We start from the raw sequence: 24,809 nt of genomic DNA on the forward strand, positions 1-24,809 counted from the left end.
CAGCAATGCAGGACGACAATCCCCGTTCGGATGATGCCGCTTCCAATGGCCAGCCGGAATCCGCCGCGCGTGAGCCGGCGGCTGAAGGCGAGACGGGAGCCCGCGGCAGGGGCCGCAAGCTGAGAACGCCGTTCCGCCGTCGCCGCGGCGATACCGCCGCCGAGCAGGCGCCGGCCGGCGAAGCGCAGCCCGCGGCGGCTGCCGCCCCTCAGGCCGAGCCGCAGGAGTCGCGCGGCACCGAGCAGGAAGCCGAGCAGGCGTTGTCGTACCTGGAAACCGCTGACCGCATGGAGCAGCGTCTGGGCAAGTACCTGAACAGCGATTCGGTCATGCCCAAGCTGCACAAGGTGCTGGCGGACGCCGGCATCGGTTCGCGCCGCGAAATGGAAGAACTGATCGTTGCGGGCCGCGTGTCGGTCAACGGCGAGCCGGCCCATATCGGCCAGCGCGTGGCGCCCAATGACCAGGTGCGCGTCAACGGCAAGCCCATCATGCGCGTCAATACGAAAAAGCCGCCGCGCGTGATCCTGTATCACAAGCCCGCTGGCGAGATCGTCAGCCATGACGACCCGGGCGGCCGCGCAAGCGTTTTTGCCCGCCTGCCGAAGCTGCGCACGGGCAAGTGGCTGTCGGTCGGCCGTCTGGATCTGAACACGGAAGGCCTGTTGATCTTCACGACCTCCGGCGACATGGCCAACCGCATCATGCATCCGCGCTACGGCACGGAACGCGAGTACGCGGTGCGTGTGCTGGGAGAAATGGACGAGGCTCAGCGCCAATCGCTGGTCGACGGCATCGAGCTGGACGACGGCATGGCTGCCTTCGGCGCCCTGGACTACCTGGGCGGCGACGGCAGCAACCGCTGGTACCGCGTCACCCTGCAGGAAGGCCGCAACCGCGAAGTCCGCCGCATGTTCGAGGCCGTGGGCGTCACGGTCAGTCGGCTGATCCGCACCCGTTTCGGCGACGTGGTCCTGCCGCGTACGCTGCGCCGCGGCCGCTGGGAAGAACTGGATTCTTCCCTGGTCACGGCCTTGATGGTCCAGTTGGGCCTGGTACGCGACGACGATGAATCCGGCGGCAACCGTCGCCGCTCCAAGCAGCCGCAGTCGCATGACAGCGCGCTGCCCCCGGGTTTCGGCACCATGGACCGCAACGGCATGAACGGCGCGCGCATCGGCCGCCGCGGCAAGCTGCAAGGCGGCCGCTTGGGCAGCGCAGGCCAGGCGGCCGCGTGTCCGTCGGATCCTTTTGGCACGGGCCTGATGATTGCCGGTGGTTATGCCAACGGCCATCCCCTGTCGGGAGAGGGCGCTGGGGGCAACCGCAAGGGCGGCAAGCCTGGCGGCGGCCGTTCCGCAGCGGGGGCGGGCGGCAAGGCCGGCGGCAAGCAGGGCGGGGGCAAGCCTGGTGGCAAGTCCGGCGGCAAGCCGCGCGGTCCGCGCGCGGCTGCGGCGGGCGGCCAGCCTGGCAATGCCGTGTCGGTCGAGGCTGGCGGCGGCAACGTCGCGGAAGCGCCGGCTGGCGGTCGTCGCTCGGCTGGCGGCAAGCCTGCCGGTGCGCGTGGCAATAGCGGTCGCGGCGGCAAGCCGGCAGGCGCCGGTGGCGGCCGTAGCGGTAACAAGTCGGGCGGCGCCGGCGGCAATAAGGGGCCGAACGCTGGCGGCAAGCCGCGCGCACCCCGTAATGCCTCGTCGTCCCCGCGCGGCGATGACTGGCAGCCGCGCGGCGCTTCGGCGCACGAATCCCGTCTGGGCGTGATGGGCGGGCGCGGTCGTCAGGGTCGCTGAAGGCCTGCGGGCGGCGCGCCGGACGCGCCGCTGCGCGGGATATGTCCCGCATAAACGTAAGCCCGCGACGAATCAGGCGTTTTTCCAGTTTATCTGGTAAAATCAATGGTTTTCATGGCTTCGCGCCGTCGCCTTTTGCGTGCCCGCAAGGAAAAGCACGCAAATACAGGGGCGGCAAGAGCTGGCAGTTTGCATCGGACTTTGCGCCTGGTGCTGCCTGGCCCGGGTTGCGGGTTGGGGCGGCGGGTCTTAATGGCCTGGGGCGGCGCAAGCCAAATTTAGGTCGCAATATAGGGCACTGCCCAGCATTGCTCCTTACGTGCAGTAGGGTGGCGGCTGGGCGCTGTGCAATACGGTGGGCTGGGCGTGCAGCCCATTTTTTTTGAGTATATGGCTGATTTATTCGCATTGACCAAAGAGGCTCTGGCCGGCATGGACGTCGAACTCGTGGACGTCGAGCGTGCCGCCCTGGGCCTTTTGCGCGTCACGATCGATCGGGTCGGCGGTGTGCGCATCGAAGACTGTGAACAGGTGTCCCGCCAGTTGTCGCGGGTGTTCGAAGTCGAGAACGTCGACTACAAGCGGCTGGAAGTCGGTTCGCCGGGCGTCGACCGCCCGCTGCGCAACGAGGCCGACTTCCGCCGGTTCGCAGGCGAGCGCATCGAAATCAAGCTGCGCGAGGCATTGGACGGCCGCAAGGTCTTTGCCGGCACCCTGACGGTGCCCGAAGACGACGCCGCAGCCTCCGACGCGGCTGCTGGAATGCAAAAGACCGTGTTCGGTCTCGAATTTGAGGCAAAAAAGAACGACGTCCAGGTATTGAATTTCACGGTCGACGATATCGAACGTGCAAAACTGGATCCCGTTCTGGATTTCAAGGGCAAAAAGCGATGAGTCGCGAAATTCTTCTGTTGGTCGATGCCTTGGCGCGTGAAAAGAACGTCACGCGCGACGTCGTGTTCGGAGCGCTGGAAAGCGCGCTGGCCTCGGCGATGAAAAAGCGCTTCAAGGATGATGCGGACATCCGTGTCGCCATCGATAGGGACACGGGCGATCACGAAGGCTTCCGCCGCTGGCTGGTCGTGCCCGACGAGGCTGGCCTGCAAGAGCCCGACAAGCAGGAAATGCTGTCGGACGCGCAGGAAATCGTCCCCGGCATCAAGGAAGGCGAGTACATCGAAGAGCCGCTCGAACCCATCGAGTTCGGCCGCATCGGCGCGCAGGCCGCCAAGCAGGCCATTCTGCAGAAGATCCGCGACGCCGAGCGCGAGCAGGTGCTGAACGACTTCCTGGACCGTGGCGAGACCATCGTGTCCGGCACGATCAAGCGCATGGACAAGGGCGACGCCATCGTCGAAACCGGCAAGATCGAAGCGCGCCTGCCGCGTTCCGAAATGATCCCGAAGGAAAACCTCCGGGTGGCCGACCGCGTCCGCGCCTTTGTGTTGCGCGTAGACCACGCCGCGCGCGGCCAGCAGGTGATCCTGTCGCGCACCGCGCCGGAATTCATCCGCCAGCTGTTCGAGAATGAAGTCCCCGAAATCGAGCAGGGCCTGCTGGAGATCAAGGCCGCGGCCCGCGACGCCGGCGTGCGTGCGAAGATCGCCGTGGTGGCATACGATAAGCGCATCGACCCGATCGGCACCTGCGTGGGCATGCGCGGTTCGCGCGTGACCGCCGTGCGCAACGAGCTGGGCGGCGAACAGGTCGATATCGTGCTGTGGTCGGAAGACCCCGCGCAGTTTGTCATCGGCGCCCTGGCGCCGGCCAACGTCGAGTCCATCGTCGTTGATGAAGACAAGCACGCGATGGACGTCGTGGTGGACGAGGAAAACCTGCCCAAGGCCATCGGCGCCAAGGGTCAGAACGTTCGCCTGGCTTCCGAGCTGACCGGCTGGCAGATCAACATCATGACGCCGGAAGAAAGCCTGAACCGCCAGGAAGTCGAGCGTTCGGGCCTGCGCGCCACGTTCATGAGCAAGCTGGACGTCGACGAGGAAGTCGCTGACATCCTGATCGACGAAGGTTTTACCGGTATCGAGGAAATCGCCTACGTGCCCATGCAGGAACTGCTGGAAATCGAGGCCTTTGACGAAGACACCATCAATGAGTTGCGCGCCCGTGCCCGCAATGCGCTGCTGACCGAGGCGATCGCCCAGGAAGAGCGCCTTGAGACCGCGCAGGATTTGCTCGAACTCGAAGGCATGACGCCCGAACTGGCTGCCAAGCTGGCCGAGCGCCAAGTGCATACGCGTGATGATCTGGCCGAACTGGCGACGGACGAACTGGCGGAAATCGCCGGTCTGACCGAGCAGGAAGCCAGCGATCTCATCATGCGTGCCCGCGCCCATTGGTTCGACGAGGAATAACCAAAAGGACACGGGTCCGCGGCGGACGGAATATCCGCCGCCGCGAGTTCACGTTGTTTGTAATAGCTGCATATAGGGAAGAGAGAGCCTAATGTCGAGTAATACCGTCGCGCAGTTCGCTACCGAGCTGAAAATGCCTGCCAATGTGCTGCTGGATCAGCTGCGCTCGGCTGGCGTTGACCTCAAATCGGTCGACGATTCCGTCACCGACAGCGACAAGGCGAAATTGCTCGAATCGCTGCGTCGCGCCCACGGCGCGACCGAAGGCAAGAAGATCACCTTGACGCGCCGCCAGACGTCCGAGATCCGCCAGGCGGATGCCACCGGCCGTTCGCGCACGATCCAGGTCGAAGTGCGCAAGAAGCGCGTGTTCGTCAAGCGTGATCCCTCCGAAATCGCCCTGGAACAGGCCGCGTCCGCGCGTGCCGAAGATGAGGCAGCCGCCGAAGCGGCGCCGCAGGAAGTGTCGGCGCCCGTCGCACCCGAAGCTGCCGCTCCTCGCGAGACCGCTCCCGTCCAGGCTGAGGCTATTGCCCCGGCCAAGGCGGAAGAGCCCGTTGCTGCAGAAGCGCCCGCGCCGGTCGAAGCGCCCGCGCCTGTTGAATCCGTCGCGGCCGAAGCGCCCGCTCCCGTCGAGGCGAAAGCCGCCGAAGTCCAGGCCCAGCCTGAACCCGAACCGACGCCGGCGCCTGCTCCTGCCGAGCCCGTGGCCGAAGAGGCCAAGCCCGAAGTCAAGACTGAATCCACCGAGCCCAAGGCTGAAGAAGCCAAGCCGGAACCCGTTGTGCTAGCCAATAAGTCCGAACCATCTTCCTCCCAGGCCGCCGCGCCTGTCGCCCAGGCTCAGCCTGCCGCGAAGTCCGAACCCGTCAAAACCGCCGCGAAGCCCGAGCCCGCCGCGCCCGCCGTCAAGGTTGGCAACCGTGCGGACAACCGCCGCGCCGGCCCGCCTCTCGCGGCTTCCGCCGCGCCGGCGGCCCGCGACGAGGCCCGCCGCAAGGCCGAGGCTGAAGCCGCCGCTCTGCGCGAGATGCTGAACCGTCCGCGCAAGGTGCTGCGCGCTCCCGAACCGGAAGCGCCCGCCGCTGCCGCGCCGATCTCCGGCACGCTGCACAAGCCGGCTGGCAAGCCGGGCGCCGCTCCCGGCGCCAAGAAGGACGCCAAGCCCGCCGCTCCCGGCGCGAAGAAGACCATCAAGACCGCCGAAGTCGCTTCGACCTGGTCCGATGACGCTTCGCGCAAGAAGCCCGCGGACAAGCCGGCAGCCCCGGCCAGCCGCGACGGCTGGCGTGCTGGCGGCAAGGGCGGCGGCAAGGGCGGCCGAGGCGGCCGCAACCAGCAGAACGATCGCCGCAATGAGCCGGCGCCGCAGGAATTCATCGCGCGTGAAGTTCACGTGCCGGAAACCATCAGCGTGGCCGACCTGGCCCACAAGATGTCCGTCAAGGCCGCAGAAGTCATCAAGCAATTGATGAAGCTGGGCCAGATGGTCACCATCAACCAGGTGCTGGACCAGGAAACCGCCATGATCGTGGTCGAGGAACTGGGCCACGTGGCAATCGCCGCCAAGCTGGACGACCCGGAAGCCTTCCTGGACGAAACCGCCAGCGTGTCGGAAGCCGAACAGCTGCCGCGCGCGCCGGTTGTCACCGTCATGGGCCACGTCGACCACGGCAAGACCTCGCTGCTGGACTACATCCGCCGCGCCAAGGTTGCCGCGGGCGAAGCCGGCGGCATTACTCAGCACATCGGCGCCTACCACGTTCAGACCGAACGCGGCATGGTGACCTTCCTTGACACCCCGGGCCACGAGGCGTTTACCGCCATGCGTGCCCGCGGCGCCAAGGCGACCGACATCGTCATCCTGGTCTGCGCGGCCGACGACGGCGTGATGCCGCAGACCCGCGAAGCCATCCACCACGCGAAGGCCGCCGGCGTTCCGATGGTCGTGGCCATGACCAAGATCGACAAGCCCTCCGCCAACCCCGACCGCGTCAAGCAGGAACTGGTTGCCGAGGAAGTGGTGCCGGAAGAATACGGCGGCGACGTGCCGTTCGTGTCCGTGTCGGCCAAGACCGGCGAAGGCATCGACGATCTGCTGGAAAACCTGCTGCTGCAGGCCGAAGTGCTGGAACTGAAGGCTCCCGTCGACGCGCCCGCCAAGGGCCTGGTGATCGAAGCTCGTCTCGACAAGGGCCGCGGCCCGGTCGCGACCATCCTGGTGCAAAGCGGCACCCTGCACCGTGGCGACGTGGTGCTGGCCGGCGCAAGCTTTGGCCGCGTGCGCGCCATGCTGGACGAAAACGGCAAGCCCATCCAGGAAGCCGGTCCGTCGATCCCCGTGGAAATCCAGGGCCTGACCGAAGTGCCGGCCGCTGGCGACGAGCTGATGGTGCTGTCCGACGAGCGCAAGGCGCGCGAAATCGCGCTGTTCCGCCAGGGCAAGTTCCGCGACGTCAAGCTGGCCCGCCAACAGGCCGCCAAGCTCGAGTCCATGTTCGACAACCTGGGCGAGGGCACGCAGACCCTGGCCCTGATCGTGAAGACCGACGTCCAGGGTTCGCAGGAAGCGCTGGTGCAGTCCCTGGTCAAGCTGTCGACCGACGAAGTGCGCGTGCAGGTCGTGCACGCCGCCGTGGGCGGCATCTCGGAAAGCGACATCAACCTGGCCATTGCCTCGAACGCCGTCGTCATCGGCTTCAACGTCCGCGCCGAAGCCAGCGCCAAGAAGCTGGCCGAGAACAACGGCATCGACGTGCGCTACTACAACATCATCTACGACGCCGTGGATGAAGTGAAGGCAGCCATGTCGGGCATGTTGGCGCCCGAGAAAAAGGAAGAAGTCATCGGCTTGGTCGAGATCCGCGAGGTTTACAGCATTTCCCGCATCGGCAACATCGCCGGTTGTATGGTGCTGGACGGCCTGGTGCGTCGCGATTCGCAAGTCCGCCTGCTGCGCAACAACGTGGTCCAGTGGACCGGCCAGCTCGATTCGCTGCGCCGCTTCAAGGACGACGTCAAGGAAGTCAAGTCGGGCTTCGACTGCGGCCTTACGCTGCGCGGCAACAACGACATCCAGGTGGGCGACCAGCTGGAAGTCTTTGAAATCAAGGAAATCGCGCGTACGCTGTAAGGCGACCGCGAGGCATTTTTTCTAATGAGCCGTCACAAGTCCAAAGCCATCCCCGGCCGCAATCTGCGGCTGGCCGACCAGATCCAGAAGGATCTGGCCGGGATCATCCAGCGCGAGATCGACACGAGCCGCGCTGGACTGATCACGCTCTCTGGTGTGGAATTGTCGACCGACTACGCGCATGCCAAGGTGTATTTCACGGTTCTGGGCGCCGAGCCCGAAGCCGCGACCGCCTTGCTGAACGAGAAAGCCGGTTGGCTGCATTCCCAGCTGTACAAGCTGCTGCACATACATACTGTCCCCACTTTGCGCTTCTTCCACGACGAGCAGATCGCCCGTGGCATCGAAATGTCGATCCTCATCGACCGCGCAAACCGGCCCGGCCCGCATTCGGGCGTGCCCGACGAACCTGAAGACCAGTCCTGATCGGGCTGTCGTCACTGCTTTAAACCGGATTCCGACGATGGCTAAACGACGCGGGCTTACGCTCGACGGTGTGCTGTTGCTCGACAAACCCGTGGGTTTGTCGAGCAACCACGCCCTGCAACGCGCCAAACGCGCCATGGACGCGGCAAAAGCCGGCCACACTGGCACGCTGGATCCCTTCGCCACCGGTCTGCTGGTGTGCTGCATGGGGCGCGCAACCAAGATTTCCGGCGCGATGCTCAACGCCGACAAGGCATATCGCGCTACGCTGCAATTTGGCTCCGAAACCGACTCCGGCGACCTGACCGGCAATGTCGTGTCCACCGCCGAGCCGGGCTTTACCGTTGATGAGCAGGCGCTGCGCGACGCGCTGTCACGTTTCTCGGGCACGATCGAGCAGATTCCGCCCATGTATTCGGCGCTCAAGCGCGACGGCAAGCCCTTGTACGAGTACGCGCGCGCCGGCATCGAGCTGGAACGGCCGCCGCGCCAGATCACGATTTACCGCATCGAACTGCTGTCCCTGAACGGAACCGAGGCAGAGATCGATGTGGCATGCAGTAAAGGCACATACATCCGGACGCTGGCCCAGGACATCGGGCGCGTGCTGGGCTGTTACGCCCACCTGACGGCGCTGCGGCGCACGCACGTCGGGCCGTTTTCCCTGGAACGCGCCGTTGCGCTGGATGCCTTGCAGGCCATGCCAGACCCCAAGCAGGCATTGCTTGCATTGAACGAATTGCCGGAGGGCTTGCTGCCCTCCACCCTGACCTTAAAGGACTCGCTATGACTCGCGCCTTGCGCAACGTCGCCATCATCGCCCACGTGGACCATGGTAAAACCACCCTGGTCGACCAGCTGCTGCGCCAATCCGGCACCTTCCGCGAAAACCAGGCGCTGACCGAACGGGTCATGGACTCGAACGACCTGGAAAAAGAACGCGGCATTACGATTCTGGCCAAGAACTGTGCCGTCGAATACGAAGGCACGCACATCAACATCATCGACACCCCGGGACACGCGGACTTCGGCGGCGAAGTCGAGCGCGTGCTGTCCATGGTCGATGGCGTGCTCCTGCTGGTGGATGCGGTTGAAGGCCCCATGCCCCAGACCATCTTCGTGACCCGCAAGGCGCTGGCCCTGGGCCTGAAGCCCATCGTCGTGGTCAACAAGGTCGACCGTCCGGGCGCCCGCACCGATTTCGTCATCAACGCCACCTTCGACCTGTTCGACAAGCTGGGCGCCACCGACGAGCAGCTGGACTTCCCGGTGATCTACGCCTCGGGCCTGTCGGGCTACGCCGGCCTGAATCCTGAAGTGCGCGAAGGCAACATGCGCCCGCTGTTCGAAGCCATCCTCGAACACGTGCCGCAGCGCGACGACGATCCCAATGGTCCGCTGCAGATGCAGATCATCTCGCTGGACTACAACAGCTACGTCGGCAAGATCGGCGTGGGCCGCATCAACCGCGGCCGCATGCGTCCCGGCATGGAAGTGGCTTACAAGTTCGGTCCTGAAGGCCAGGGCGGCCGCGGCCGCATCAACCAGGTGCTGAAGTTCCACGGCCTGGAGCGCATCGTCGTGGACGAAGCCGAAGCCGGCGATATCGTGCTGATCAACGGCATCGAAGAGCTGGGCATCGGCTGCACGGTGACCGACACCGCCAATCAGGACGTGTTCCCGATGCTGCGCATCGACGAGCCCACCCTGACCATGAACTTCATGGTGAACACCTCGCCCTTGGCCGGCCGCGAAGGCAAGTTCGTGACCAGCCGCCAGCTGCGCGACCGCCTGGACCGCGAACTGAAGTCGAACGTGGCGCTGCGCGTGCGCGACACGGGCGACGACACGGTGTTCGAGGTGTCGGGCCGCGGTGAACTGCACCTGACCATTCTGCTGGAAACGATGCGCCGCGAAGGCTACGAGCTGGCCGTGTCGCGTCCGCGCGTGGTGTTCAAGGATATCGACGGCGTGAAGTGCGAGCCGTTCGAATCGCTGACCGTCGACGTCGAAGACGCCCACCAGGGCGGCGTGATGGAAGAGCTGGGCCGCCGCAAGGGCGACCTGCAGGACATGCAGCCGGACGGCCGCGGCCGTACCCGCCTGGAATACCTGATCCCGGCTCGCGGCCTGATCGGTTTCCAGAACGAGTTCCTGACGCTGACGCGCGGCACCGGCCTGATGAGCCACATCTTCCACGAATACGCGCCCATCAAGGAAGGCTCGATCGGCGAGCGCCGCAATGGCGTGCTGATCAGCCAGGATCACGGCGACGCCGTGGCCTACGCCCTGTGGAAGCTGCAGGATCGCGGCCGCATGTTCGTGAGCCCGGGCGATGCGCTGTACGAAGGCATGATCATCGGCATCCACAGCCGCGACAACGACCTGGTCGTGAACCCCATCAAGGGCAAGCAGCTGACCAACGTGCGCGCCTCGGGCACCGACGAAGCCGTGCGCCTGGTTCCGCCTATCCAGATGTCGCTGGAATACGCCGTGGAATTCATCGACGACGACGAACTCGTGGAAATTACGCCCAAGTCGATCCGTCTGCGCAAGCGCTTCCTGCTGGAAAACGAGCGCAAGCGCGCCGCGCGCGAATCCGCCGTCTGATGGCACGGCGCGCAGCTTGGCTGCGCTGCTACAAAAAAACGCAGCCTTCGGGCTGCGTTTTTTTTGGGGCCGCAGTGTCAGGGGCGGTTCGCGCTTGCCGCGCCAGGCAGGCGCTGCACCGCGTCCAGCAGCCGGGCGGCGAACTCCTGGGCGGCGCGGCTGCGCGAGGCTTCCTTGCGCCACAGGATGGCCGCGCGGCGGATGGTGGTGGGGTCGGTCAGCGCGATGCTCTTCAACCCCGATCCGGCCGCGCCCGCCGCATGCTCGGCGGCGATGGTCGCCAGTTCGCCCTGCCGGCACAGGTGGATCAAGGCGTCCACCGACTCCATTTCGACCCGCACGTCGGGCGTCAGCCCTGCCTGGGCGCAGGCCGCGTCTATCATGCGGCGCGTGGCGAAACTGCGCGGCAGCAGCGCCAGCGGCACACCCGCGAGATCGCGCATGCGCAGGCTGCGCCGCGACGCCAGCGGGTGGTTTTTGCCAACCACGACCTGCAGGCGTTCGTCGAACAGGGGTTGCGCCTCGATTTCTTCCCGCAGCGCCGGATGGAATGAAATGCCCAGGTCCAGCTGGCCGCTGACCAGCAGGTCTTCAATGGGGCCAGCCCGCAGATCGCGCACCTGGATCTGGACCTTGGGAAAGGCCAGGCTGAACCCGGCCACCGCGTCCGGCACGAAATGGGTCAGGAAGGTGGGGATGACGCCTATGGTCAGGGACCCCGCCTGCAGGCCGGCCAGATCCGCCAGCGCCATCTTGCCGGCTTCGATTTCCTGTAGCGCCCGGCTGGCGTGGTCGCGCAGCACCCGGCCCGCCTGCGACAGGCGCAGCCCCCGGCCGATGCGGTCGAACAAGGGCATGCCCAGCTCTTCTTCCAGCTGGCGCAGGCCATGCGACAGGGTGGATTGGGTGACGTGCAGGGCGTCGGCCGAGCGGGTCAGGTGCTCGGTGTCGGCGACGCTGAGAAAGTAGCGCAGCTGGCGCAATTCCATCGAGGGGCTCCTGGCGCTATGCCGGTCTGGGCGGTCGATGATTGTAAGTGTATCGTTCGACCATATCGAATGATAAATGCAATATAAATCATTGGATGCAAAACCGGCCGAGCCCTAACCTTGCCGCATCACTCACGCAGGGCTTCAGGCTTTATGACATCCGTTTCGACCCCGGCTCCGATCACGGCAGACGATGCCACCTGGCGCATCGAGCGCATCCACGCAAGAATCGTCGACATCCCGACGATCCGGCCGCACAAGTTTTCGTTCGGCGCCATCAACCGGCAAAGCCCGGTGATCGTGCAGCTCTGGCTAGCCAACGGCGCCTGCGGTTTTGGCGAAGCGGCCACGATAGGCGGCCCGTCGTGGAACGAGGAATCGCCGGAAACCATCCTGCATGCGATCCAGAACTACCTGGCTCCCGCCGTGGCCGGCGCGGATGCGCGCAGATTCGCCGAACACCTCAACCGCTTCGATGCGGTCTGCAAGGGCAATACCTTCGCCAAGAGCGCGGTCGAGATGGCGCTGCTGGACGCCGTGGCGCGCAGCCTGGGCGTGCCGGCCTGGCAATTGCTGGGCGGCAAGCGCATCGAACGCCTGCCGCTGGCCTGGACGCTGGCCAGCGGCGATTCGCAACGCGATCTGGAGGAGGCCGAGCAGATGATGCAGGCGCGCCGCCATCGCCTCTTCAAGCTCAAGATCGGCGCGCGCAGTCCGGCGGACGACGTGGCGCACGTGACGCGCATTGCGCGCGGCCTGGACGGCCGCGCCGACATGACGGTGGACGTCAACCAGGCCTGGGACGGCAACACCGCCCGCCGCTATCTGCCGCAACTGGTGGAGGCCGGCGTGACCCTGATCGAACAGCCCGTGGCGAAGTGGGACGTGCAGGCGCTGCGCGAAGCGACGCAGTCGCTGGGTTCGGCCGCGCTGATCATGGCGGATGAAACCGTGTGCTCCGCGCAGGACGCCTACATGCTGGCCGCGCAGCGCGCCTGCCATGTGTTTTCCCTGAAGGTCGCCAAGCACGGCGGGTTGCTGCGCACGCGCGAGGTCGCGGCCGTGGCGCAAGCGGCCGGCATCGGCTGGTACGGCGGCACCATGCTGGAAACCTCGCTGGGAAGCGCGGCGTCGGCGCACGTGTTCGCCACGCTGTCCGACCAGCACCACGGTTGCGAACTGTTCGGCCCGCAATTGCTGGTCGACGACATCGTCGAGCAGCCGATGACCGTGCGCGACTTCGAACTCCACCTTCCCGACGGCCCCGGCTTTGGCGTCGTCGTCGACGAAAAACGGCTGGAACGTTTTGACCGCGCAAGGGCGGGCCTGACGCCCGCCACGGTCGACTTCGGCCGCCGCGGCGAGGCCGCTGCGACCTGACCCATCACTTTCCCGATCATTCCAAAAAGCAGGAGACGCATCATGGCTGAATATACCCAGCAACAACTACTGGATCTGGTCAACAGCTCCCAGGTCAATCCGGGCAACGACCGCGTGCGGCAGATCACGCAGCGCATCGTGTCGGACCTGTTCCGCGCGATCGACGATCTCGACATCAAGCCCGATGAATTCTGGGCGGGCGTGGACTGGCTTGCGCGCCTGGGCGGCAGCGGCCAACTGGGGTTGATCACGGCAGGCCTGGGCTTTGACCGCCTGATCGACATCCGCGAGGAAGAGGCCGACGAGGCCGCCGGCCGCGCCGCCGGCACGCCGCGCGCGATCGAGGGACCGCTCTACATCGCGGGCGCGCCCTTGTCCGACGGCGAAGCCCGCCTGGACGAAGATCCCGCAGCCGGCACGGTGCTGGTGATGGAAGGGCAGGTGCGTGACGTGGACGGCAATCCCGTCGCCGGCGCGCTGGTGGACGTGTGGCACGCCAACGAGCTGGGGCGTTATTCGCACTTCGATCCCGACCAGGCGGACTACCACCTGCGCCGCAAGATCAAGACCGACGCGCAAGGCCGCTACCGCTTTCGCAGCTTCATCCCGCCGGGCTACGCGATTCCGCCGAACAGCCCCACGTCCGAATTGTTCGGGGCGCTGGGCCGCCATGGCAACCGGCCGGCCCACATCCACTTCCTGGTGGCGGCCGACGGGCAGCGCACCTTGACCACGCAGGTCAACATCCCGGGCGACACCTTCCTGGACGATGACTTCGCCTTCGCCACGCGCGACGGCCTGGTGGTCGAACTGCAGCCCAATACGCCGGCCGCCGGCTATGAGAGCCTGGGCGTGAACGCGCCGTTCACACGCGTCTGTTTCGACTTTGTGCTGCAGCCGGCGCTGGACGCCGACGAGGCCCGTCCGCAAGCCCGCATGGACCGCGCCACCGCCTGACCGATGCCCGGGCGGCGCCCGCAAGCGGCGCCGCCATTCTTTTCCCCAAATCACCTAGAACAACCCGCAGGCGCGAGGCCGGGTTCGGCCGCGCCATGGAGACAACCATCATGACCGCGACTTCCAGCTGGTCGATTCCGACGCTGATCGACCAGGAACGACTGGGCGCCTTTCAATGGCGCGTGTTGATCCTGTGCTTTCTGATCGCGCTGTTCGACGGCTTCGACACACAGGCGATCGCCTTCACCGGGCCGGCGATCCTGGCCGCCTTCGATCTGAAGGCGGGCGCGCTGGCGCCCATCCTGACCGCTGGCATCGTCGGCATGACGGTGGGCGCCATGACCCTGGGCCTGATCGGCGACCGTATCGGCCGCCGTCCGGCCATCATGCTGGGCCTGGCCCTGTTCGGCCTGTCCACGCTCGCGACGGCCTGGGCCACCGACACCACGCATATCCTGGTGCTGCGCTTCATCGCCGGCCTGGGCATGGGCGGCTGCACGCCGGTGCTGCTGGCGCTGGCCGCCGAGTACGGTCCGGCCCGTTTGCGCGGCGCCATCATGACCGGCGTGCTGCTGGGCCTGCCGGCCGGCGCCATGCTGGGCGGCCTGTTGGCCGCCCGCATGCTGCCCGTCATCGGCTGGGAAGGCATCTTCATCGTGGGCGGCCTGGCGCCGCTGGTCCTGCTTGCCGTCGCCTTTCTGATGCTGCCCGAGTCGCTGTACTTCAAGGCCACGCGCCGCGATCCGGAAAGCCAGCGCTACATCGCGCGCGTCTTGTCGGCCATCTCGCGCCGCAAGCTGGACGCCGACACGCAGTTCACCGTGCCGGAGGAATCCGTCGCGCGCGCCGGCGTCGGCGCCTTGTTCTCGGATGGCCACGGCGCCAAGACCGTGGCGATCTGGGCGGTGTACCTGCTGAACTGGGTGGCGTGGTTCATGCTGCTGTCGTGGCTGCCCACGGTGCTGAAGGCCGCGGGCCTGCCCGCCGAGCAGGCGCCCATGGGCACGGTCATCGTCAACGCCGTCTTCATCATCTGCGCGATTCCGCTGTCCTTCGTGCTGCCGCGCGTCAACACGAGGAGGCTGCTTGGCGGCATGTTCGCGCTGGGCATCGTGGTGGCCGTAGGCCTGAGCCAGGCCGGCGACAACTGGACGCTGGTCTTCATCCTGGTCGGCGCGGCCGGCTTCGGCATCGGTGGTCAGCAGATTGCACTGAACTACCTGGTGGTGGGCGCTTACCCCACCGCCTTGCGCGCCACCGCCACCGGCTGGGCTATCGGCATGGGCCGCGCGGGCGCGATCGCGGGTTCGGCCATCGGCGGCAGCTTCCTGGCCTGGGGCGGACCGTCGGGATTCTTCATCGCGTTGGCGATACCCCTGGCGGTCGCGGCCCTGGCGGTGCTGAGCCTCAAGCTCAAGCACGCGCGGCCGGACGGCGCGCTTTCGGCGGCCCATTGATATAGCAAAGGACGATACAAGCATGAGCACACATCTACGCTTCGAGGGCCTGGTGGCCCTGGTCACCGGCGCCGCCCAGGGCGTGGGCCGGGCAACGGCCCGGCGCCTGGCGGCTGAAGGCGCGCACGTGGTCGTGGTGGACCGGGCGGAGGAGCAGGGCGCCGCCGTGGCCGAGGAGATCCGCGCCGCGGGCGGACGCGCGAACTTCGCACAGGCCGATCTGGAAACCCATGAGGGCGCGCAGTCCATGGTGCGCGCCGCGTTGGAAATCAACGGCCGCATCGACGTGTCGGTGCACAACGTGGGCGGCACGATCTGGACCCGGCCGTTCTGGGAATACACGCCGGAGCAGATGCAGCGCGAGGTCAACCGTTCGTTGTGGCCCACGCTGTGGTCCTGCCGTGAAGTCATACCGGTGATGCGGGCGCAGGGCGCGGGCGCCATCGTCAACGTGGGTTCCAACGCCACGCGCGGCATCTACCGGGTGCCGTATTCGGCCTCCAAGGGCGGCGTGCACGCCGCCACCGTCTGCATGGCGCTGGAGCTGGCGAAGTCGGGCGTGCGTGTCAATTGCGTGTCGCCGGGCGCGCTGGACAACGGCGTGCGCGCGATTCCGCGCAATCACGAGACGCCATCCGCGCAGGAAGCCGCCTGGGTCAGCGAGATGTATGCCTCCTGCCTGCGCGACACTCCGCAGGACCGCCTGGGCCAGGCCGAGGAAGTCGCCGCGGCGATCTGCTTCATGGCGGCGCCCGAGGCGTCCTACATCACCGGGCAGATCATGTATGTGGCGGGCGGCGACATAGGCTGAAGACCGGGCTGGTTCAGCTGGCCTTGCGCCCGGCCGCCAGCCAGTCCAGGAAATCGCGGCCCGGTCCCTGGTCGCGCACGATCGCGCCGATGGGCTGGAATGAACCGGGCGATTCGATGCGCACGCGCTGGAAATGTCCGTGCTGCATGTACCAGTTGCCCAGGGTCTGCGGCACCATGGCCAAGGCCTTCTGCGCCTGCATGACGGCGATGAGCAGCGGCATGGGCGGTGCGGCGCTGCTCAGCCGGCACAGCCGCGGCACCACGCCGGCGCGTTCGAAGAAGGCCTTGAAGACCGCATGGATGGCCAATTCCGGGCGAGGTTCTATCCATAGTTGGGATGCCACCTGCGCCAGCGTGGGGGCGTCGTCCGGATCCAGCAGCGGGTGGCCGGCAGCGGCTACGATCACCGCCGCGTCTTCCTGCAGCGGCACGAATTCCAGGCCGGCGGGCACGGCTTCCGGACGCCGGCACAGCAACATGTCCAGGCTGCCGCTGGCGGCTTGCGGCAGTAGTTGCTCGCGGCTGCCTTCCACCACCTCTACTTGCAGTCCGGGCCGCGCGTTCATGTAGGCGGGCAAGCGCTCGGCCAGCAGGCCGCCCGTGGCTGCCGGGATGGCGCCCAGGCGCAGATTGCCCGTGGCGCCCTGGCGCAGGGCCGCCACCGAATCGGTGGAAGCGCGCAGCGTCGTCAGCATGCTGCGGGCGCACTCCGCCATGAGCTGGCCGCTGCGCGTGGTGCGCATGCCGCGGGCATGACGCTCGAACAGTTGCACGCCCAGCAGATCTTCGATGTCGGCCAGCGCATGGGTGGCCGCGGGTTGGCTCAGGCCGATATGGCTGGCCGCCTGCTGAATGCTGCCCAGGTCGGCGATGCTGGCCAGCAATTGCAGGTGGCGCAGGCGGCCTTTGGCGAGCAGGCGGGACAGCAGGGTGGCGGGAGCGACGTCCATGGCTCGGGGAGGGAAGCTATTCAAAATACGAATATATCCACGCATTAATGTATTTGAAATAAGGATATGCCCTGGACACAATGCAGCGATCCCTTACATCGCTTCCGTTCCCCAGGAGTGGCTGGTCCATGAAGTCCCGTCTGCTGCACGCGCTGGTTTGCGCCGTAACTTTCAGTGTTTCGTCCCTGGCCGCCGCCCAGGATGCCTATCCCTCCCAGCCCTTGCGGCTGATCGTGCCGTTCGCGCCCGGCGGGTCCACGGACGCGCTGGCCCGCGCGGTGGCCGAGGGTCTGCGCAAGGAACTGGGCCAGAGCGTGGTGGTGGAGAACCGCGCCGGCGCGGGCGGCCTGCTCGGCACCGAGGCGGTGGCCCGGGCCGAACCTGACGGCTACACGCTGGGCATGGCCACGGTCAGCACCATGGCCGTCAATCCGCTGCTGTACGGCACCAAGCGGGTCAACCCCGAAACGCAGCTCAAACCAGTGGCCTCGGTGGCGACGGTGCCGGTCGTGTGGATGGTGAATCCGGCGTTTCCGGCGCAGGATTTTGCGCAGTTCCTGGCTGAGCTGCGGGCTCATCCGGGCAAGTATTCCTATGGTTCGCCCGGAGTCGGTTCGCTTGGCCACCTGAATCTGGCGGCGATGAATGCCGATCTGAAGGTCGATGTGCTGCACGTGCCGTACCGCGGCATGGGGCCGGCGCTGACCGCCGCGGTGGGCGGCGAGGTGCAGGTGCAGCAGGACCAGTACGCGTCCGCGCAATCGCTGGTCAAGGCTGGCAAGCTGCGCGCCATCGCCGTGTCGGCGCCCGCCCGGATGCCTGACATGCCGGACCTGCCGACCATGACGGAACTGGGTTATCCGCAGCTGAACGCGCTGGGCCAGACCTGGTTCGGCCTGGTCGTGCCCGCCGGTACGCCCGATGCCGTGGTGCAGCGCCTGAATCAGGCCGCAGTGCGTGCGCTGGCCGAGCCCGGGTTGGTGCAGCGCCTGGCGGGCATGGGCGCGCAGCCCGACGCCGGCACGCCGCAGGCCTTTGCCGAGCGCATCGCGCAGACGCTGGCCGCCAACCGCAAAATCATTGAAACTGCCGGCATCAAGCTCGACGAGTGACCTGACCGGTTTTTTCCCCGCCATTACAGCCACAGGAGAAACAATGGGTGCCATCGATAAACTTGCGCCGTTCATCGACGCGCGCAGCGAGCGCTACGCGGAACTGAGCGACCGCATCTGGAGCCTGGCCGAACTGCGCTACGACGAACACAAGTCCGCCGAGCTGCACATCGCGATGCTGGAAGTAGCGGGTTTCCGCGTCACGCGCGACGCCGCCGGCATTCCCACCGCCTTCGTGGCCGAGGCCGGCAACGGCGGCCCCGTGATCGGCATCCTGGGCGAGTACGACGCGCTGTCGGGCCTGAGCCAGGAGAGCGGCGCCTACGCCTGCCAGCCTTCGCCGGAAACGCCGAACGGCAACGGCCACGGCTGCGGCCATCATCTGCTGGGCACGGCCGCGCATTTTGCGGCGGTGGCGGTGAAGGAATTCCTGGAGGCCAACGGCCTGCCCGGCACCATCCGCTTCTACGGCTGTCCGGCCGAAGAGGGCGGTTCGGGCAAGACCTTCATGGCGCGCGCGGGCCTGTTCGACGACGTGGATGCGGCGCTCACCTGGCATCCCGCATCGCACACCGGGATCTTCCACCAGTCCTCGCTTGCCAACATCCAGGCCTATTTCCGTTTTCGCGGCGTTGCCGCGCACGCGGCCAATTCGCCGCACCTGGGCCGCAGCGCGCTGGACGCGGTCGAGCTGATGAACGTGGGCGTGAACTACCTGCGCGAGCACATGGTGCCGGATGCGCGCGTGCATTACGCCGTGACCAACAGCGGCGGCATTTCACCCAACGTGGTGCAGGCCCGCGCCGAAGTGTTGTACCTGGTGCGCGCACCCATCAATTCGCAGGCGTCCGAACTATACGAGCGCGTGCAGAACGTGGCGCGTGGCGCGGCGCTGATGACGGGTTGCGAGCTGGAAATCGTGTTCGACAAAGCCTGCTCGAACTACATTCCCAACGGCGTGTTGAACCAGATCATGTACGCCAACATGCTGGCCTTGCAGGGTCCCGATTACACCGCGGGCGAGCAGCAGGCCGCTCGCCGCATGTGGGATGCGATCTCTACGGACGACATCGACAACGCCGGCAAGAACCTGGGCGCGGTGCTGCGCAATCCCACGCCGCTGTTTGCCGGCGTGGCGCCCTACGAGCCCGGCAAGGCTGAGATCACCTACGGTTCCACCGACGTGGGCGACGTGAGCTGGGTCGCGCCCACCGCGCAATGCTGGGGCGCTTGCTACGCCTACGGCACGCCGTTCCATTCCTGGCAGATGGTGGCGCAGGGCAAGATGTCCATGGCGCACAAGGGCATGGTGCACGCGGCCAAGATCATCGCGGCGACCGCCGCCGATCTGTACACGCAGCCCGAGGCGCTGGCGCGCGCCAAGGAGGAACTGATGGAGACGCGCCGCGGGCAACCTTACGTCTGCCCGATTCCGCCGGACGTGCTGCCCTCGTTCATGCGCAAATAACAGGGAAAGGGCCCCCACGCTGCGCACGCTTCGCGCGCTTGCTGCCCCTCCGAGGGGGCGGCAAGCGGGCCTTGAGCTACATGCGATTTCAGGCCGGCAGGGACGGCGCGTATTGCGCGTCCGAATTGACCTTGGCGTGGAATTCCACCACCTTGCGCACCACCTTGACGGGATCGTCTTCGATGATGAAGAGATCCAGGTCATGCGCGCCTATCATGCCGTTGGCCAGCACCTGGCCGCCCAGCCATTCGACCAGTCCGGACCAGTACTCGCTGCCCACCAGCACGATGGGAGCGGGCGGGACCTTGCCCGTCTGGATGAGCGTCAGCGCTTCGAAGAGTTCATCCAGGGTGCCGAAACCGCCAGGCATCGCCACATAGGCGAAGCTGTGCATGAAGAAGGTTGCCTTGCGCGAGAAAAAATACTCGAATGACAGGCTGATGGTTTGGTATTCGTTGTTGTGCGCTTCGTGGGGCAGGCTGATGTTCAGACCGATGCTGGTGCCGCCTGCTTCGAACGCGCCCTTGTTGGCTGCCTCCATGATGCCGGGACCGCCGCCGGCGATCACCGCGAAACCCGCATCCGCCAGGGCGGCGGAAATTGCGACGGTGGTTTCATAGTGGGGGGAATTACGGCTGACTCGCGCACTGCCGAAGACGCTGACAGCAGGCCCGATGTTCGCGAGCTTGTCTGCCGCCGTCCGTATCTCTGACATAATCAGCGGAATTTGTTTGTTGGCGGGTGTTTCCGCAGCTATTGCCATATCTGCCTTTGTAACCATGAAAAAAACCTTATTACTGGTCGACGGTTCAAGTTACTTGTACCGCGCTTTCCACGCTATGCCTGATTTGCGCAACGCGCAAGGCGAACCCACGGGGGCGCTCTACGGCGTGGTGAATATGCTGCGCAAACTTGTCTCTGATCATAAGGCAGAGTATGCCGCATGTATTTTCGATGCCCGCGGCAAGACCTTCCGTGACGATATCTATCCGGAATACAAGTCGCATCGCCCGCCCATGCCGGAAGACCTGGCCGCGCAGATCGAGCCCATCCACCGCGCCGTGCGCGCGCTGGGCTGGCCGGTGCTGGCCATCGAGGGCGTCGAGGCCGACGATGTGATCGGCACCCTGGCCAAGCGCGCCGCCGAGCATGACGTGCACACCATCGTGTCCACCGGCGACAAGGATCTGGCGCAGTTGGTCAACAGCCACGTCACCCTGGTCAACACCATGACGGGCGAAGTGCTGGACGAGGCCGGCGTGGTCAACAAGTTCGGCGTGCCGCCCGACCGCATCGTGGATTACCTGATGCTGGTGGGGGACGCCGTGGACAACGTCCCCGGCGTCACCAAGGTGGGCCCGAAGACGGCGGTCAAATGGCTTACGGAATTCGGCTCGATAGACAAGCTGATTGAAGGCGCGGAAGGCGTCAAGGGCGTGGCGGGCAGCAACCTGCGCGAGGCCATTCCCAACTTCCCGCTGACGCGCCAATTGCTCACCGTGAAGTACGACTGCGACCTGGCCGGCCACGTGGACAACGTGGATGACCTGACGCCGCGTCCGCGCGACGATGCGACGCTGACCGAACTCTATGAACGCTACGGTTTCCGCACCTGGCTGCGCGACCTGACCGGCGACGCCGAACGCGTGCCCGCGGGCGACGCCCGCGTTGCGCACGAGGCGCCCGCCGCGCCCGTGGAGCTGGATTATCAGATCATTTCCGATTGGGCCGCGTTCGACGCCTGGATGGAAAAGCTGAAGGACGCGCCCCTGGTCGCGGTGGACACCGAGACCACGTCGCTGGACGAAATGCAGGCCAGGATGGTGGGCATGTCGCTGGCGGTGGCGCCGGGCGTGGCGTGCTACATCCCGGTCGCGCATCGCGGTCCGGACAATGCGCCGCAGCTGCCCAAGGCCGAGGTGCTGGCGCGCCTGAAGCCCTGGCTGGAAGACGCGTCCCGCGCCAAGCTGCTGCATCACGCCAAGTACGACGCGCACGTGTTCGCCAACGAAGGCATCAAGCTGGCCGGCATCGCCGAAGACACGATGCTGCAGGCCTATGTGCTGGAATCGCACCGCGGCGTGGGCCTGAACGACCTGGCCCAGCGCTATCTGGGCCGCAGCGGCGTGTCCTACGAGGACCTCTGCGGCAAGGGCGCCAAGCAGATCGGCTTTGACGAAGTGGCGGTGGACAAGGCCGGCCATTACGCGGCCGAAGACTCGGACTTCACCTTGCAGCTGCACCAGGTGCTGCGCCCCATGGTGGCGGCCGATGCGGGACTGAACCGTATCTACCTGCTGGAAATGCAGGTGTCCTCGGTGCTGACCACGGTCGAGCGCAACGGCGTCAAGGTAGACGCCGCGGAGCTTGGCCGCCAGAGCCACAAGCTGGGCCAGGAGATGCTGCAGCTGGAACAGAAGGCCTATGAACTGGCCGGCCAGCCCTTCAACCTGAATTCCCCCAAGCAGCTGGGCGAGATCCTGTTCGGCCGTATGCAGCTGCCGGTGGTGCGCAAGACCGCCAGCGGCGCGCCGTCCACCGACGAAGAGGTGCTGAGCAAGCTGGCCCAGGACTATCCGCTGCCGCAGGTGCTGCTGGAGTACCGCGGCCTGTCCAAGCTGAAGTCCACCTATACGGACAAGCTGCCGCGCATGATCAACCCGGATACCGGGCGGGTGCACACGCATTATTCGCAGGCCGCGGTGATTACCGGCCGCCTGGCTTCGTCCGATCCCAATCTGCAGAACATCCCCGTGCGCACCGAGGCCGGCCGGCGCGTGCGCGAGGCGTTCATCGCCGAGCAGGGCATGCTGCTGTCGGCGGACTATTCCCAGATCGAGCTGCGCATCATGGCGCACGTGTCGGACGACGCCAACCTGCAGCGCGCCTTCGCAGCGGGCGAGGACATCCACCGCGCCACCGCTTCGGAAGTGTTCGGCGTGTCGCTGGCCGACGTCTCCACCGACCAGCGCCGCGCCGCCAAGGCCATCAACTTCGGCCTGATCTACGGCATGGGGGTGTTCGGCCTGGCGTCCAACCTGGGTATCACGCGCGATGCCGCGCAGGCCTACATCGACCGCTATTTCGCCCGCTATCCCGGCGTGGCCATGTACATGGACGACACCCGCCGCCGCGCGCGCGAGCAGGGCTACGTGGAAACCGTCTTCGGACGCCGCCTGCAGCTGCCGGAAATCCGCGGCGCCTCGGGTCCGCGCCGCCAGGCGGCCGAACGCGCGGCCATCAACGCGCCCATGCAGGGCACGGCGGCCGACCTGATCAAGATGGCCATGGTGGCGGTGCAGGACTGGCTGGAAGCCGAAAAGCTGCAGACGCGCATGATCATGCAGGTGCACGACGAACTGGTGCTGGAAGCGCCCGACGCCGAGCTGGAACTGGTCAAGGAAGCGCTGCCGCGCCTCATGTGCAACGTGGCGGAACTGCGCGTGCCGCTGGTGGCGGAAGTCGGCATGGGCAAGAACTGGGAGCAGGCCCACTAGAGCCGGAAGCACCCGGTCCCAGGACACATGGGCCGCCTGCGGGCGGCCCATTTCCGTTTTTGGTATTGAAACAATATAATGTTTCGCTTCCCTCCGCCTTAAAGCGTCCCCCCAAAAATGTTGCTGCTCTGGATTTTGCTCGCCACCGTCACCGGCGGGCTTATCGCCGTCCTTGTCGCCAGCTGGCTGGCCTACAAGGTTTTCGCGCAATACCTGCACCACATGGTCAGCCTGTCGGTGGGGGTGCTGCTGTCGGTGGCGCTGCTGCACCTGCTGCCCGAGGCCTTCGAGACGGGGGTGGGCGATGCCCACGTGCTGTTCGGCCTGATGCTGGCATCGCTGATCGGCTTTTTCGTGCTGGAGAAGATTGCGCTGCTGCGCCACAGCCATCACCACGAGGGCGACGGCCATCACCACCACAAGGGGCATGACCGCCACGAGGCGGGCCGCGGCGGCGTGCTGATCCTGATCGGCAGCTCGCTGCACAACCTGTGCGACGGGGTGCTGGTGGCGGCGGCTTTCCTGACCGATCCGCTGCTGGGCGTGCTGACCGCGGCGTCCATCATCATCCATGAGGTGCCGCACAAGCTGGGTGACTTCGTGGTGTTGCTCAACGCGGGCCTGGCGCGCCGCCGCGCGTTCTCCCTGATCCTGTTCACCAGCTTGTGTTCAGCCGTGGGCGGCATAATAGGGTACTTCGTGCTGCAGCAGGCGCAGCAATGGGTGCCGTATGTCCTGGTGGTTGCAGCCAGCAGCTTCCTCTACATTTCGGTGGCCGACCTGATGCCGCAGATGCACGAACGGGTATCCCTGGCCGATGCCGTCCCGCAATTGCTGCTGGTCGGCGTGGGCGTGGTGCTGATCTACAGCGTCACCACGGTGATGCACCATGGGCACGACCACGAGGCCGAAGCCGGCCAGGCCGCGCCGCAAGTGGAGCATGGCCACCGGCACTAGGACAGGCGCGGGGCCGTGCAGGCGCTGACGGGATATCCGGCTTGGTTGATCATCCCTACACAGGAGTTCTTCATGAGTTTTTCCGCCGCAGCCGGCAACGTCGCGCCCACCGTGATCCACACGGACACCCAGGGCCTGGTCCACGGGGATTTCAAACTGCCCGTGGCCGACGGCACGATCGCCGCCTATTACGCCGCGCCCGAAGGCAAGCGCGACCTGCCCATCGTGCTGGTTGTGCAGGAGATCTTCGGCGTGCACGAGCACATCAAGGACCTGTGCCGCCGGGTCGCCAAGGCCGGCTACCTTGCCGTCGCTGCCAATCTGTACGAACGCCAGGGCGATGCCTCGGTCTACACCGACATCCCGAAACTCATTGCCGAGCTGGTCAGCAAGGTGCCGGACGAACAGGTGTTCGCCGACCTGGACGCCAGCGTGGCCTGGGCGGCCGCGCACGGCGGCGATCCCAAGCGCGTGGCGGTGACGGGCTTTTGCTGGGGCGGTCGCCTGACCTGGATGTACGCCGCGCACAATCCCGACGTGAAGGCGGGCGTGGCCTGGTACGGCAAGCTCAGCGTGGGCCATGGCCCGCTGATCAAGCGCGTTGCCTTCGACGTGGTCAACGAACTGCACGCCCCGGTGCTGGGCCTGTATGGCGGCAAGGACGCCAGCATTCCGCTGGCCGACGTCGAAACCATGAAATCCAAGCTGGCCGCCGGCAACGACAACGCCCGGCGCTCGGAATTCGTGGTGTATCCCGAGGCCGACCACGCCTTCCTGGCGGACTACCGCGCCAGCTACAAGGCCGAGGCCGCGCAGGATGGCTGGAAGCGCATGCTGGAGTGGTTCAAGCGCTATTTGTAGGATGCGGGGCAGCGAAAGCTGCCCAAGAACGCGGTGAAAA

Annotated in this window: 19 protein-coding genes; 16 read left to right on the forward strand and 3 right to left on the reverse strand. The window is 66.2% G+C overall.

The window, feature by feature from the left end:
- Window positions 1–5 precede the first annotated feature (5 nt).
- The 7 genes from IB259_RS20670 to typA all read left to right on the forward strand — a co-directional run bounded on the left by IB259_RS20670 (window position 6) and on the right by typA (window position 10,328).
- Window positions 6–1,790 (forward strand): pseudouridine synthase, encoded by a 1,785-nt coding sequence (locus tag IB259_RS20670; protein ID WP_054450989.1) that lies wholly within the window; start codon window positions 6–8, stop codon window positions 1,788–1,790.
- 390 nt (window positions 1,791–2,180) lie between these two features.
- Window positions 2,181–2,684, forward strand: coding sequence for a ribosome maturation factor RimP (rimP, locus tag IB259_RS20675; protein WP_054450990.1), 504 nt, complete (start codon window positions 2,181–2,183; stop codon window positions 2,682–2,684).
- A complete protein-coding gene (gene nusA / locus IB259_RS20680) occupies window positions 2,681–4,159 on the forward strand; it encodes a transcription termination factor NusA (RefSeq protein WP_054450991.1) in 1,479 nt (492 codons plus the stop codon). The genes rimP and nusA overlap by 4 nt, the downstream gene beginning before the upstream one ends.
- A gap of 91 nt (window positions 4,160–4,250) precedes the next feature.
- Complete coding sequence (gene infB / locus IB259_RS20685) at window positions 4,251–7,292, forward strand: translation initiation factor IF-2 (protein WP_054450992.1); 3,042 nt, start codon at window positions 4,251–4,253, stop codon at window positions 7,290–7,292.
- Window positions 7,293–7,316: 24 nt separating this feature from the next.
- Window positions 7,317–7,718 carry a 30S ribosome-binding factor RbfA gene (gene rbfA, locus IB259_RS20690; RefSeq protein ID WP_054450993.1) on the forward strand — a complete coding sequence of 134 codons (402 nt, stop codon included), beginning with the start codon at window positions 7,317–7,319 and terminating at the stop codon, window positions 7,716–7,718.
- Between the two features lie 37 nt (window positions 7,719–7,755).
- The gene (truB, locus tag IB259_RS20695; protein WP_054450994.1) at window positions 7,756–8,508 is read left to right on the forward strand and encodes a tRNA pseudouridine(55) synthase TruB; all 753 of its coding nucleotides are present in this window, start codon (window positions 7,756–7,758) and stop codon (window positions 8,506–8,508) included.
- A complete protein-coding gene (typA, locus tag IB259_RS20700) occupies window positions 8,505–10,328 on the forward strand; it encodes a translational GTPase TypA (RefSeq protein ID WP_054450995.1) in 1,824 nt (607 codons plus the stop codon). The genes truB and typA overlap by 4 nt, the downstream gene beginning before the upstream one ends.
- 77 nt (window positions 10,329–10,405) lie before the next feature.
- Here the strand turns inward: typA and cynR are convergent, their stop codons facing one another.
- Complete coding sequence (cynR, locus tag IB259_RS20705; RefSeq protein WP_054450996.1) at window positions 10,406–11,317, reverse strand: transcriptional regulator CynR; 912 nt, start codon at window positions 11,315–11,317, stop codon at window positions 10,406–10,408.
- A 153-nt stretch (window positions 11,318–11,470) separates the two neighbouring features.
- Between cynR and IB259_RS20710 the strand changes: the two genes are divergently transcribed.
- The 4 genes from IB259_RS20710 (at window position 11,471) to IB259_RS20725 (ending at window position 15,922) form a co-directional block, all read left to right on the forward strand.
- The gene (locus tag IB259_RS20710; RefSeq protein ID WP_054450997.1) at window positions 11,471–12,697 is read left to right on the forward strand and encodes a muconate cycloisomerase family protein; all 1,227 of its coding nucleotides are present in this window, start codon (window positions 11,471–11,473) and stop codon (window positions 12,695–12,697) included.
- 42 nt (window positions 12,698–12,739) lie between these two features.
- Entirely contained in the window at window positions 12,740–13,654 is a 915-nt protein-coding gene (locus IB259_RS20715; RefSeq protein WP_175214004.1) for a dioxygenase, read from the forward strand.
- Window positions 13,655–13,764: 110 nt separating this feature from the next.
- Window positions 13,765–15,111, forward strand: a complete 1,347-nt coding sequence (locus IB259_RS20720; RefSeq protein WP_054450999.1) for an MFS transporter — start codon at window positions 13,765–13,767, stop codon at window positions 15,109–15,111.
- Between the two features lie 22 nt (window positions 15,112–15,133).
- Window positions 15,134–15,922 (forward strand): 1,6-dihydroxycyclohexa-2,4-diene-1-carboxylate dehydrogenase, encoded by a 789-nt coding sequence (locus tag IB259_RS20725; protein WP_192330028.1) that lies wholly within the window; start codon window positions 15,134–15,136, stop codon window positions 15,920–15,922.
- Between the two features lie 13 nt (window positions 15,923–15,935).
- Here IB259_RS20725 and IB259_RS20730 read toward each other — a convergent pair whose 3' ends face one another.
- Complete coding sequence (locus IB259_RS20730) at window positions 15,936–16,874, reverse strand: LysR family transcriptional regulator (protein WP_054451001.1); 939 nt, start codon at window positions 16,872–16,874, stop codon at window positions 15,936–15,938.
- 128 nt (window positions 16,875–17,002) lie between these two features.
- Between IB259_RS20730 and IB259_RS20735 the strand changes: the two genes are divergently transcribed.
- Window positions 17,003–17,986: a tripartite tricarboxylate transporter substrate binding protein gene (locus IB259_RS20735; RefSeq protein WP_082400683.1), complete on the forward strand. Its 984-nt coding sequence runs from the start codon at window positions 17,003–17,005 to the stop codon at window positions 17,984–17,986.
- Window positions 17,987–18,029: 43 nt separating this feature from the next.
- Window positions 18,030–19,454: a M20 family metallopeptidase gene (locus IB259_RS20740; protein ID WP_054451003.1), complete on the forward strand. Its 1,425-nt coding sequence runs from the start codon at window positions 18,030–18,032 to the stop codon at window positions 19,452–19,454.
- An 88-nt stretch (window positions 19,455–19,542) separates the two neighbouring features.
- On the opposite strand, the gene IB259_RS20745 is transcribed toward IB259_RS20740, so the two are convergent.
- Window positions 19,543–20,169 carry a TIGR00730 family Rossman fold protein gene (locus IB259_RS20745; protein ID WP_042792592.1) on the reverse strand — a complete coding sequence of 209 codons (627 nt, stop codon included), beginning with the start codon at window positions 20,167–20,169 and terminating at the stop codon, window positions 19,543–19,545.
- A gap of 64 nt (window positions 20,170–20,233) precedes the next feature.
- On the opposite strand from IB259_RS20745, the gene polA reads away from it, so the two are divergent.
- The 3 genes from polA (at window position 20,234) to IB259_RS20760 (ending at window position 24,769) form a co-directional block, all read left to right on the forward strand.
- A complete protein-coding gene (gene polA / locus IB259_RS20750; RefSeq protein WP_054451004.1) occupies window positions 20,234–22,951 on the forward strand; it encodes a DNA polymerase I in 2,718 nt (905 codons plus the stop codon).
- A 117-nt stretch (window positions 22,952–23,068) separates the two neighbouring features.
- Window positions 23,069–23,908, forward strand: a complete 840-nt coding sequence (locus IB259_RS20755; protein ID WP_054451005.1) for a ZIP family metal transporter — start codon at window positions 23,069–23,071, stop codon at window positions 23,906–23,908.
- 72 nt (window positions 23,909–23,980) lie between these two features.
- Complete coding sequence (locus IB259_RS20760; RefSeq protein ID WP_125470911.1) at window positions 23,981–24,769, forward strand: dienelactone hydrolase family protein; 789 nt, start codon at window positions 23,981–23,983, stop codon at window positions 24,767–24,769.
- Window positions 24,770–24,809: the final 40 nt, after the last annotated feature.

The organism is Achromobacter sp. ACM04, from assembly GCF_014851465.1.
Classification (GTDB): domain Bacteria; phylum Pseudomonadota; class Gammaproteobacteria; order Burkholderiales; family Burkholderiaceae_B; genus Achromobacter; species Achromobacter aegrifaciens.

What these genes read in the sequence shown, in the direction of transcription:
- IB259_RS20735 (WP_082400683.1), top strand. Translation starts at nt 17,003, where the DNA reads ATGAAGTCCCGTCTGCTGCACGCGCTGGTTTGCGCCGTAACTTTCAGT.
- polA (WP_054451004.1), top strand. Translation starts at nt 20,234, where the DNA reads ATGAAAAAAACCTTATTACTGGTCGACGGTTCAAGTTACTTGTACCGC.
- IB259_RS20730 (WP_054451001.1), bottom strand. Translation starts at nt 16,874, where the DNA reads ATGGACGTCGCTCCCGCCACCCTGCTGTCCCGCCTGCTCGCCAAAGGC.
- IB259_RS20760 (WP_125470911.1), top strand. Translation starts at nt 23,981, where the DNA reads ATGAGTTTTTCCGCCGCAGCCGGCAACGTCGCGCCCACCGTGATCCAC.
- IB259_RS20710 (WP_054450997.1), top strand. Translation starts at nt 11,471, where the DNA reads ATGACATCCGTTTCGACCCCGGCTCCGATCACGGCAGACGATGCCACC.
- IB259_RS20740 (WP_054451003.1), top strand. Translation starts at nt 18,030, where the DNA reads ATGGGTGCCATCGATAAACTTGCGCCGTTCATCGACGCGCGCAGCGAG.
- IB259_RS20720 (WP_054450999.1), top strand. Translation starts at nt 13,765, where the DNA reads ATGACCGCGACTTCCAGCTGGTCGATTCCGACGCTGATCGACCAGGAA.
- IB259_RS20725 (WP_192330028.1), top strand. Translation starts at nt 15,134, where the DNA reads ATGAGCACACATCTACGCTTCGAGGGCCTGGTGGCCCTGGTCACCGGC.
- IB259_RS20670 (WP_054450989.1), top strand. Translation starts at nt 6, where the DNA reads ATGCAGGACGACAATCCCCGTTCGGATGATGCCGCTTCCAATGGCCAG.
- IB259_RS20715 (WP_175214004.1), top strand. Translation starts at nt 12,740, where the DNA reads ATGGCTGAATATACCCAGCAACAACTACTGGATCTGGTCAACAGCTCC.
- IB259_RS20755 (WP_054451005.1), top strand. Translation starts at nt 23,069, where the DNA reads ATGTTGCTGCTCTGGATTTTGCTCGCCACCGTCACCGGCGGGCTTATC.
- nusA (WP_054450991.1), top strand. Translation starts at nt 2,681, where the DNA reads ATGAGTCGCGAAATTCTTCTGTTGGTCGATGCCTTGGCGCGTGAAAAG.
- infB (WP_054450992.1), top strand. Translation starts at nt 4,251, where the DNA reads ATGTCGAGTAATACCGTCGCGCAGTTCGCTACCGAGCTGAAAATGCCT.
- rimP (WP_054450990.1), top strand. Translation starts at nt 2,181, where the DNA reads ATGGCTGATTTATTCGCATTGACCAAAGAGGCTCTGGCCGGCATGGAC.
- cynR (WP_054450996.1), bottom strand. Translation starts at nt 11,317, where the DNA reads ATGGAATTGCGCCAGCTGCGCTACTTTCTCAGCGTCGCCGACACCGAG.
- IB259_RS20745 (WP_042792592.1), bottom strand. Translation starts at nt 20,169, where the DNA reads ATGTCAGAGATACGGACGGCGGCAGACAAGCTCGCGAACATCGGGCCT.
- rbfA (WP_054450993.1), top strand. Translation starts at nt 7,317, where the DNA reads ATGAGCCGTCACAAGTCCAAAGCCATCCCCGGCCGCAATCTGCGGCTG.
- typA (WP_054450995.1), top strand. Translation starts at nt 8,505, where the DNA reads ATGACTCGCGCCTTGCGCAACGTCGCCATCATCGCCCACGTGGACCAT.
- truB (WP_054450994.1), top strand. Translation starts at nt 7,756, where the DNA reads ATGGCTAAACGACGCGGGCTTACGCTCGACGGTGTGCTGTTGCTCGAC.